This window comes from Nocardia sp. NPDC049190 (genome assembly GCF_040648115.1).
In the GTDB taxonomy this organism is placed as follows: domain Bacteria; phylum Actinomycetota; class Actinomycetes; order Mycobacteriales; family Mycobacteriaceae; genus Nocardia.
In genome coordinates, this window is the sequence record NZ_JBEZDE010000042.1 from 39,867 (window position 1) to 50,077 (window position 10,211).

Consider the following 10,211-nt stretch of genomic DNA (forward strand, 5'->3'; position numbering starts at 1 on the left):
ATGGACGTGCCGCAGCCAGAGGTGGGAAGCTCGAAGTACTGCGGTGTCGAAGCGAGGAAGCGAGACCCATGGCGGACAAGTCGAGCGGTGCTACGGGGGGCAACGGCAGAGCAATGGCGGCTGAGCGGCCGGAACACATCCGGAATGTGGCCCTGGTCGGCCACAGCGGATCGGGAAAAACCACGCTGGTGGAGGCGATGGCGCTCACCGCACGGGCGGTGAACCGGGCAGGACGGGTGGAGGACGGCACCTCGCTGTCGGATTATGACGAGATCGAGCATCGGCAGCACCGGTCGGTGCAATTGTCGGTGGTGCCGGTGGCCTGGATGGGAATGAAGATCAACCTGCTGGACACACCTGGGTACGCGGATTTCGTCGGTGAGCTGCGGGCCGGGTTGCGCGCCGCGGACGCGGCGCTGTTCGTCATCTCGGCCGCCGAGGGAGCCGAAGGCATCGCGGGCACGACCAGGGCGCTGTGGGAGGAATGCGCCGCGGTCGGCATGCCGCGCGCCATCGTGATCACGCACCTCGACACCGCACGGGCGGAGTTCGACGAAATGACCGAGACCTGTCGGAGGGTGCTCGGCAATGGGTCGTCGGAGAATATTCTGCCGCTGCATCTTCCGGTCTACGGCCCGAAGGGCCCGGACGGTCACCGCCCGGTCACCGGAATGGTCGAGCTGCTGCCGAGCTGCGTCGGTGACTACTCCTCCGGCGAAGAGGTCGAAAACGATCCCTCCCCTGAGCAGCTTCCGGAGTTGGCGGAAGCGCGCAACAGACTCATCGAGGGCATCATCGCCGAAAGCGAAGACGAAACCCTGATGGACCGCTATCTCGAGGGCGAAGCCATCGGTCTCGAGACCTTGGTCGCCGATCTGGAGCGCGCCGTCGCCCGTGGCAGCTTCCATCCCGTCCTCTTCGCCGCGCCGGCCCCGGAAGACGCCAAACAGGGCCTCGGCACCGTCGAACTGCTGGACCTCATCACCGGCGGATTCCCGACCCCCGCCGAACACGCGGTATCCGCCACCAACGGCGCCCAGCCGCATCAGCTACGTTGCGACCCCGAGGGCGAACTCGCGGCAGAGGTGATCCGCACGGCGTCCGACCCCTACGTCGGCCGGGTCTCACTGGTGCGCGTCTACTCCGGCACCCTGCACACCGACGACACCGTGCATGTCCGCGGCCACGGAATGGCGGACCGCGGCCACCAGAGCCATGACGTCGACGAGCGGGTCGGCGCCATCTCCTCCCCTTTCGGCAAACAGCAGCGGCCACTGGGCAAGGCGATCGCGGGCGATATCGCCTATGTCACCAAACTCGCTCACGCGGAAACCGGCGACACCCTGTCGAGCACCGACACACCTCTGCTGATCGAACCATGGCCGATGCCGGATCCCTTACTGCCCATCGCTATTCACGCCCACAGCAAGGTGGATGAAGACAAACTCTCGCAGAGCCTGGCGCGTTTGGCGGCCGAGGATCCGGCGCTCCGGCTGGAGAACAACAGCCAAACCGGCCAGCTGGTCCTCTGGTGCCTCGGTGAAGCACATCGGGACGTGGCCCTGGAACGCTTGCGGACGCGATTCGGCGTTCAAGTCGACACGGTCGAGCACAAGGTGGCGCTCCGAGAAACCTTCGCGGCCAAGGCGACCGGGCACGGCAGGCACGTCAAACAGTCCGGCGGGCATGGCCAGTACGCCGTCTGCGACATCGAGGTCGAACCACTTCCCGGCGGTTCCGGGATCGAGTTCGTGGACAAAGTTGTCGGTGGAGTCGTTCCGCGACAGTTCATTCCGTCGGTGGAGAAAGGCGTTCGCGCACAAGCGGCGCGCGGAGTGGCGGCCGGGCATCCGCTCGTCGACGTGCGGGTCACGCTCTATGACGGCAAAGCTCACTCGGTCGATTCCTCCGACGCCGCGTTCCAGACAGCGGGAGCGCTCGCCCTGCGGGAGGCGGCCGCCGCCGCGGGCATCGATCTCCTAGAACCGCTCGCCGAGATCTGGGTCATCGTCTCCGACGACTACGTCGGCCCGGTACTGACCGACCTGTCCAGCCGCCGTGGTCGCGTCCTCGGCACCGAACCACACGGCACCGGACGAACCCGCGTCCACGCCGAGGTGCCGGAACTCGAACTCAGCCGTTACGCCATCGATCTACGTTCCCTGTCGCACGGATCGGGCGATTTCACCCGCACCTACGTGCGCCACGAGCCCATGCCGGGTCAGCTCGCCGCCACGATGCGCGGCGAGAAGACCCGCGCTTGAGCCCATAGCGATGGCACGAAAATCTGACGCGAGAGCTGCGGTCGCTGCCCGCATGCGGTAACACAACGTCGACCGCCGCCAGAACCTCGTTACCCGATCAGGATGATGCGCAGTCGGATACAGCCGACCAGCAGCGGCCCGCACAACCTCCGCCGGATCGATTTCGACGAGGAACGAGCGCGGGACGCCGACCACATCTGGTCCGCCGATGCGGCGGCCCGACGGCTGCGATCCCGGTCGTGCCCGATGCGATGCCCGCATAGCGAATTCGATCACGACGAGACTCAGCCATACTCGGGATGGGCCCATTCACCACGCCCCCCACCGTGACGATGTCCTTCCTCGGGCCCATCCCTTCGGCTGCTCAGATCTGTTGCGGCGGTGTCACGGGTGGTGGACCGGCAGGCTGCGCCTGGCTCGCTACGGGCGGTGGTGGCGCCGCCGCTGCCGAACCAGGGTTGGGATTGGAACCGACGTCCAGACCGGTCGGGTGATAGAAACCCGTAAAACTCCCGTATTTTTCGGTCAGTGGCGGGTTGTTGGGATCCAAGGGAACTAGTTGACCGTTTTCCAGGATGTTCAGGCCGTTCTCGTCCCTGACGATCAACGCACTGTATTTCTCCCACTGCACGACATCGCCCGGCGCCAGCTTGGACAGATCATTCACCGTCGCCCACGGATGGTCTTCTGGCGAGTTCTCACCCGCAGTTCCCGCATACGCAGATTCGGCGTCGATTGCGACATTCATCTGCTGCCGCTGCAAAGCCTCCGCGACCACCGGCGGTACTTTCACCGTCTTATCGCCGATCGTGTGATCGACCATCGTTCCCGGTGTTGTCACCGCCGGCGGTGTACCCGTATACGCCGGCGCCGCCACTCCGGGAGGAGCCGTCTGAGCGCCGGGGTTGACGGTGGGCGCAAGCCCGGTGCGCTCCCGCTCACGTTTCCGGGCCTCGCGCGCTTCCTTCTCCTCCTCGCGTCTGTCATCAGTCGGAATACGGTTGCCCTGATTCCCCATCTGCGACATAGCGTTCATCATCATCATCGGGCCCATCAAATCGCCGATGCCACCGCCACCACCAGTACTGGCGGGGGCAGCATTGACGGCGGGCATAGCCTGGGCCGCGCCGATCCCGCTGCTGGGACCACCCGGCAGCCCGTCTTGCAGCGCAGAAGTTATGTCGCCACTCGGCGATCCGCCACCGCTACCACCGATGCCGCCGTCCAGAAGGGACTGCGTACCGTCGGGTGAACCTGTGAGGTCCGTGGACCCGCCGAGTAGATCGTCGAAAGTGGAACTGAAATCCTCATTACCCGTAGGCGGAGTAGTAGTCGCGGGTGGCGTGTAAGTAGTCTGATACGGGGGCGGATTATTGTTATTGTTATTGTTGTTATTGTTATTGTTGTTTTTATTGTTGTCGTTGGCGTTCTTGTTGTCGACGTTGTCCGCGTTGTCCTGGTATTTTTTGGCCGCTTTTGCGTACTCCTTTTCCCAATCCTCGGCGGCCGTGTCAATACTCGAGACGTAGTACCTCTGCTCCGCTTCGGCAGTCAGGAAATATTTTCCGAAACCATCGGTACCGTCCTTCGTATTCTTCTCATAAACAGGGATCTGCATATCCGAAGTCGGAGGACCCCCGGAGTGCTCCGTGATCGAGTCTCCGGTATGCGTAGTATCCGAAGGCTCGAACTTGAGCTGCCGGTTGAGGTCGTCCTTGATGGCCACGAGCGCTTTGAAGGCATCGGAGCCCGTTATCGCAGAATCGTATGTGGTGCCCTTGACATCTTTATGATCATCTTTGTACTTGGTCTGCCGATCGCCCAGCTGTTTATTTAATCCTTCGTGCGCGCTTCTGATGTCCGACCAGCCACTTGCGGTCGTGACCTGTTCACCGTCCAGCACTTCGGTAAAATCCGGCGCGGCTTTCGGGTTACCGAGGCCGAGTGTGTCGAGATCCCACTGCATCGTGAACTCGGTATCCGCGATCAGGCTTCTCAGCGCCGCACTGGCCCCCTTCGGCACCCACAGGTCCACATAATGCGCATGTTTGTCCTCGTTCTTATACTTATCACCTCCATAATCCTCGAATTTCGGTTTGCTAGCCTCTTCCTCTTCCTTCTTCTTGGCGGCGATGACATCTGTCAGGTCTCCAGTCCGGAGCGCTGCGACGAGATCCTTGTATCTCGGGTCATTCCCGAGGTCACCAGCATCCTCCGCGAGATGTTTAGCTAAATTGTAGTTATAGCTCCTCGACGTGTCAGCAGTAATTCTGCCATACGCCTCCTTGAACTCGGTGGAATTCAATTCGGACAGCAACTTCAACGAGTCTTCGGCTTCACTGTCTTTGAAATCCTCAGAGTCCCAGATACCCCTCTCACCATTATTTATGACCTTATTGACGACGTCGTCTACTTTGCTCATCAGGCTCTCCTCTACTTCGCGGGTCCCCCAGACCCCGCTGGACCTTTCAGCAGTTCGGCGACGGACGGGGAACCCCCACCGAAGCCGGGGGCACCGACACCATGGGAACCCGGCCCGACACTGCGGGAGACCTCGACGTCCGGAACCGCCGCCCTACCTATCCGGGTCATCTCCGATGTCAATACACCTGCCGCCGCCGGTAACTGCGGGTGCTCGACTATCTGGCCATACGCATAGAACGCATCGCGTAGAGTCTGTCGATCAGGTGCATCTACGGCGAGCAACAGCAGAAGTTCATCGGCACGACGCTCGAAAACCTTGCCGCGGATGGCCTCCCTGCCGGATACATCAGGGCGGATGCCGCCGACCGGAACGTACGACACGTCCACCTGCCGAGACAGCAGTGCGGACGCCATCGTGTTATCCGCTGCGCGGATCTGGTCCCACCAGCTCGCTGGGATGTGCTGACCGGCGTGCAGCGCGTCGAGGATATGTTGTCGGCGGGCACGGCGGGTGGCGGTCTCCCAGTCGATGCCGGAGACGGCGGCGCGCACCCGCGCATCCGCGACTCGCGCCAACTCGAGGCACTTGGCCCGAATTTCCCTTTCGGGCACCGTCTCAGCTTGGCGCAACAGTTCGTCCGAGCCGGCAAGCGCGAGCCGATCGACCAGTCCGACACCGGGTGCGGTGAAGTCGACGGCGCATTCCGCAGAGGACACCCACCCCTCGACCGCGGCATCGTCGGCGATGGCTGCGCGCGCGCCGTCCGAGATGGCCGCCGATGACACCAGCGCGCTGATCCGAACTCTCCTGCGGCGGCCAGCCATCATGCCGAACTCGGCGAGGATTCGGGCGGGGTCGGCGGTCCCTTCCAAGGCTGCGAACGCCTCCCGACCCGCGGCGCCGAGGATGGAGTCCCTCCTCCACGGCAGGTTGACCTCTGACGGCAGGAACAGGCCGGGAGGTAGCCAACCACGCCCTTCGGTCGAGGTCAGCATGACAACGGGCCCGCCAGGGGTCCGCCCTACCGCCACCGCCCATTCCAGACCATGCGACGAATCAGCTACGGCAGCGAGGGTCGCGGCAAGCAGCGTGCGGGCGAGCACCAAGTCATCGTTGACCTGCCCACCCACCACGAGCGACGGTAGCGCTTGCCTGTCCTTGGCGGTGTGGACCGCTGCAGCGAACGGACCTTCCGCCAGTGGCCCATGGGTCTGACCTGCTATCCCCGCACCGCGGGCGGCGACCGCTGCCGAGATCACTGGTGCGGGAATCCCAGCAGCCATGCCCGAGACACTGTTCGAGTCACCGAACATGGCCACAGCTCCGCTCGAGTCGCCGACCGGTGCCACCGACATATCAACGTGACCGTATTCAGGTCTGCTGCCCGAGGTAGGCGTGGTTTCGATCAGCGAGGTGACGCCTGCAGGCACGGTAGCGAAGGTCTGTGAAGCCGATCCGGGGGGCGGGAGGGGTGCCTGGTCAGCGCGAACCGTCTCGCCGGGCCTGTCTGGCGCGCCCGGCGTGTCCGTAGAAGGCTGCCCCTGTTGTGTGCCGTTCACCGGCGGCGTGGCCGGGCCGGTGTGCGCCGGCACCTCAGATCCTGTCGGCGTTCCGAGTGTCGGGCCGCCCGGAACGGCTACATGATCGGTACCACCCGTCTGGGCAATGTGGCGCCCGCCGGACTGATCGCCATCTTCGAGCGCCCTCGCCGCCGCGAGCAATTCGTCTCGCGTCCGCTCATGGTTTGCTGCTAGGCGTTCGGCACGGTCATGGCGCTGGTTGTAATAGTCCACCAGAGCCCCCCGCATCGGGTCGGCAATCATGCCGTATGTACGCTCGAAATCGGCGAGCCAAACATGCGGGATTTCACCCCACTTCCGGAGATTTGCCGCGGCAAGATGGTGCTGCTGGGCAATTTTGCGCAGCTCATCCGGCTCAACAACCAGTCGTTCGGGCATGCTCGGTTGATTCCTCCCGCCGTCTACCTCGGATTCATTGTTCCGCCTTCCCAAAGTTGGGGGGCCGACGGTCCGACTCCGGCCCGGCTCGCCATTCCCGCATAACCTCTGCGAAAGGCCGCGGCAGATTGTCGGGGTTGTTCATGGCGATCTGGTATTGCCGCCGCGCGTCCTCGATGCTCTCGGCGATCGCGGCAACGATCTCATCTGCCAGTTCCCGATTGCCGAATCGAGCGCAGGTTCCCGGCGCAAGATACAGATCCTGCAGTCGTCCCATCGCATCAACCTCGGGAATGATCAACCCGCTCCGGGACGGGCGACGCGCGACGATCGCGTCGGCCCGCTCGCGCATGTCGGCGATGCGATGCCGCAGCTCCCGCGCCATGCTGAGCCCGGCGCGTACGTAAGGGTGTACTTCTCTCATAGATCCTCACTCATCCGCGAGCCGAAGGCCCGCCTGCGCGGCGACTGACCAGAGAGCCCCTTGTCGTTTACAGCGCTGGCGATGCCATCGAGAGGTGCGCCGCCCGCCGAATGCGCTCGCCATCCAGGATGCTGCACGACGACTGCGATCAGTTCCCAACGCGGGGAAGAGGACCCCCCGCTCGGGTGCGAGACGGTTTGATTGCGAGATCATGGGTTCCCGCAACTGCTCGACTCCGGTTGACACTGCGTGGGACAGTTGTTCTTTGATGGACAGACCGTCACCCCCACAGTGAACTGCCGGCTACTGCACGACACGCCGAACGGATCGCACAGCGCGACGATGTCGACAACTACTGCGCATCCCCGCGTCGCAGTATGCTCGCCGACCACCACCGGCTGACGCGGTAGCGGTCCGCAGCGATGTGTCAATGAGAACTGCAAACTTGTGCCCGATCTGTCGCTCGTGAGCCATCCCACGCCGCCCCGCCGGTCGCCGGGGTACGCACCCTGGTCAGGAGTCCGACAAGAGGCGTCCACCGCGCCGAGCGGACCATGCATGCCTGAAATCCTGCCCCCAGGTATGGGGATACGGAAATTTTGGACGACGGTCGGATGAGAGACTTTATGGGTATGGATAGGAATATCACTCCGCAGGGCGGGGCGAACTCGGTGCTTTCCAAGGGCTTCAGCATTCGACCGCGCTCAACCCCGGCCGACGGGGACGGGCGGAACGCGCCAGCCATTCCAGCGGTCCCTGCCAACGCATCCGGCACCTACGGCGCGCCACCCGCAGGCGCCTTTTTCACCAGGCAATGCTGACGATGATGCCTGAAGCTGCCGGAGATTTCCTGGTCAACTTAGCCGAGCGGTTGACGGTACATTGTGATCCAGCGCTCATCCGCGCCATGATGAAACGCGCCTGTGGTGGACAGCTGGATACACGAGGGCCGGATGGGCGCCGGGCGAGCATGCTGACCATCTCTGGTATTCCATTCGATGCCAGCGTGACAGGTGGCCGAGGGGAGTTCGCGCCAGCTGTTCGATATGTGACCGAGACCGGCACGCAGGAAACAGAGTTCAGCTCGCGCGTTGCCACTCAACTCGCCGCGATCCAAGATCTCGTCGCATGGTTGCCAAAAGGAGATGAGACTGTCGCTGACGTGCTGCACTCCTTCGTCACGACGCTGTATCCTGATCCTGCGAAAGTCCATGCGCGTCATCACTTCGCCACGTGGACAGGAGTTGTCCATAATGCCGAAACGCCACACCATGCAGCCCGTCTCAAGGTGTACGGAAGTCCGACGATAGTGCCGGGTACACTGCACCGGCTGTACAGTACTTGGCCTGGATTCGCCGGATTGCCGTCCGTACCCACCCACGAAGAACTTATCAAGCCTGTTTTCGTCGCGATCGAGGTGGACGCGCGCGGCAACCTGAACCATAAGATCTACCTGAGAACCCGGTACAACGACGTCGCTGTGCCGATGAAACTGGTCCGACACTTCGGCGACCCGGCATGGGAGGTGCTTTCCGAGTTCGTTCGGTGTGGGGTCGATGCAGCCGAACTCCACCAACACGACTTCTTCGTCTGCTACGCACGCGGTACCGGGGCCCCCACCTTCCAGCTCTCCTTGGCCGTACGGCAAGGCAATGACTTGACCGGACTTGTGCGCGAGCTCGCATCCCGGCACCATGGCACCACTCATGCCGTCGACGCCCTCACCCAGGCAGCACGATCGTGCAGAGCGACCTGGCGTTACTATTCTGTCGGCCTTGGCTTCTCCGCCGACCACGGCATCGACAAGCTCAACGTCTATGGCACACCCACATGGAGTGCCGTGTAGCACGCGAGTGACTGGATGCCGCGTGGGTACGGCAGAAATGCCTGTGGTCAACAGCATTCCGTTCGCATCGGAGATGGCAGTCTTCGAGCAGCGCTTGCCGCGGTCGGCTGGGCCTGTCGGCAATCCCGATTGCCCGCACGGGCGTCGCTGTCCAGGATCACCGAGATTTAGCCCAGCGGAAATGCGGCGCTGACAGCTGCCGGCATCGCCGATACCCACTGATGGCGACGCAATTCGAACTCAGCTAGACCGCGACGTTGTTCTGCGTCGGCGGCTTGACGACACCGGTGACGCGCGGATCACCCACGACGTAGGTGTTGCGTTTTACCCTGTCGCTGGAGTTGCCTTCGATGGTGGTGATTTGATTGCCGTTCACGGATACCACGATTCCGACATGGCCCGGCCTCCCGTCACGTTTCCAGTCGAAGATGATCATGTCGCCGGGTCGGGCGTCCGCCGAGTTCGTCGACGCCAATCCCAAACTGTTGCCGTCTTTCCAAATGTCGACCACACGTCTCCGCTCGGTCCAGTCGACCTTGTAACCGGCCTGCTCCCAAACGTAAGTCGTGAAGGAGGCACACCAGGCATCGTTGATGTTGTATGGTCGCGTCCCGATGAGACGACCATTTTGTCGTAGACTCCGGCGACGTTGTTGCCACCCCCTTCACCGACCCCGAGACCCAGCTCGTACCGCGCTCTGTTGAGGATATCCTCGATAGTGCCGTTCCCGGTGGGGTCATAGCTGGCATTGGTCGCGGTCATCGGTGTGGAGGAATAGCTCTGCGAGGAATAGATCGGGTTACCGCGCGGTGCGCTCGCGAAGGACGGGCGCGAATTATCGATTCCGTCGGCCTGATTCCGGATTTGGTCCGATGCCCCCTCGACCGATTCGTGCACGTCCCGGACGGCTTGGAGTACGTGGTGCAGCGCGCGTACTTCTTGACCGACCGTGAGCGGCAGATACGCTCCTTGCTCGTCCTTCCGCTCGTCGATGCCACGTAGATCGTTGTCGAGTTTGTCGACCCGTTCTTTGATCGACATGTACGTGTCATTCGAGAGACTGAAGGTTTTGAAGGCGGAGTCGCTGACCTTGCGGCTCTGCTGATCCATTTCGTCTTTCTTTTGTCGACCTCGCCTTGACGCGTGCTGTAGTTGTCGGCCATCACCGACTCACCCGGAGGTTCGTCGAGTCCGTCATCGCTGAGCAGGCTCCGCTTGTCCAGCCAACTCACCAGATCCGGTTGCTTCTCCCCCGCACCGGAAGCGAACAGCACGATCGACCCCTCGATAGCCT

Annotated in this window: 6 protein-coding genes and 1 pseudogene; 2 read left to right on the forward strand and 5 right to left on the reverse strand. The window is 62.9% G+C overall.

Annotated elements, in window-relative coordinates; translation table 11 throughout:
- Nucleotides 1-68 precede the first annotated feature (68 nt).
- Entirely contained in the window at nt 69-2,264 is a 2,196-nt protein-coding gene (locus tag AB0B25_RS27090) for an elongation factor G-like protein EF-G2 (RefSeq protein ID WP_357185058.1), read from the forward strand.
- Between the two features lie 364 nt (nt 2,265-2,628).
- Here AB0B25_RS27090 and AB0B25_RS27095 read toward each other — a convergent pair whose 3' ends face one another.
- From AB0B25_RS27095 to AB0B25_RS27110, 4 genes and pseudogenes are all read right to left on the reverse strand, one after another.
- The gene (locus AB0B25_RS27095) at nt 2,629-4,686 is read right to left on the reverse strand and encodes a hypothetical protein (RefSeq protein WP_357185061.1); all 2,058 of its coding nucleotides are present in this window, start codon (nt 4,684-4,686) and stop codon (nt 2,629-2,631) included.
- Between the two features lie 11 nt (nt 4,687-4,697).
- Nucleotides 4,698-5,972: a hypothetical protein gene (locus AB0B25_RS27100; protein WP_357185077.1), complete on the reverse strand. Its 1,275-nt coding sequence runs from the start codon at nt 5,970-5,972 to the stop codon at nt 4,698-4,700.
- Between the two features lie 393 nt (nt 5,973-6,365).
- Nucleotides 6,366-6,647: pseudogene (locus tag AB0B25_RS27105) on the reverse strand (type VII secretion target); the annotation flags it as partial.
- A 34-nt stretch (nt 6,648-6,681) separates the two neighbouring features.
- Nucleotides 6,682-7,032, reverse strand: coding sequence for a hypothetical protein (locus AB0B25_RS27110; RefSeq protein ID WP_357185063.1), 351 nt, complete (start codon nt 7,030-7,032; stop codon nt 6,682-6,684).
- Between the two features lie 853 nt (nt 7,033-7,885).
- Between AB0B25_RS27110 and AB0B25_RS27115 the strand changes: the two genes are divergently transcribed.
- Nucleotides 7,886-8,917 carry a hypothetical protein gene (locus AB0B25_RS27115; RefSeq protein WP_357185065.1) on the forward strand — a complete coding sequence of 344 codons (1,032 nt, stop codon included), beginning with the start codon at nt 7,886-7,888 and terminating at the stop codon, nt 8,915-8,917.
- Nucleotides 8,918-9,161: 244 nt separating this feature from the next.
- Here the strand turns inward: AB0B25_RS27115 and AB0B25_RS27120 are convergent, their stop codons facing one another.
- Nucleotides 9,162-9,533: a CHAP domain-containing protein gene (locus AB0B25_RS27120; RefSeq protein WP_357185074.1), complete on the reverse strand. Its 372-nt coding sequence runs from the start codon at nt 9,531-9,533 to the stop codon at nt 9,162-9,164.
- Nucleotides 9,534-10,211: the final 678 nt, after the last annotated feature.

Coding starts and splice junctions, on each gene's coding strand:
- AB0B25_RS27090 (WP_357185058.1), top strand. CDS start 69: ATGGCGGACAAGTCGAGCGGTGCTACGGGGGGCAACGGCAGAGCAATG.
- AB0B25_RS27095 (WP_357185061.1), bottom strand. CDS start 4,686: ATGAGCAAAGTAGACGACGTCGTCAATAAGGTCATAAATAATGGTGAG.
- AB0B25_RS27100 (WP_357185077.1), bottom strand. CDS start 5,972: ATGGCTGCTGGGATTCCCGCACCAGTGATCTCGGCAGCGGTCGCCGCC.
- AB0B25_RS27110 (WP_357185063.1), bottom strand. CDS start 7,032: ATGGCGCGGGAGCTGCGGCATCGCATCGCCGACATGCGCGAGCGGGCC.
- AB0B25_RS27115 (WP_357185065.1), top strand. CDS start 7,886: ATGCTGACGATGATGCCTGAAGCTGCCGGAGATTTCCTGGTCAACTTA.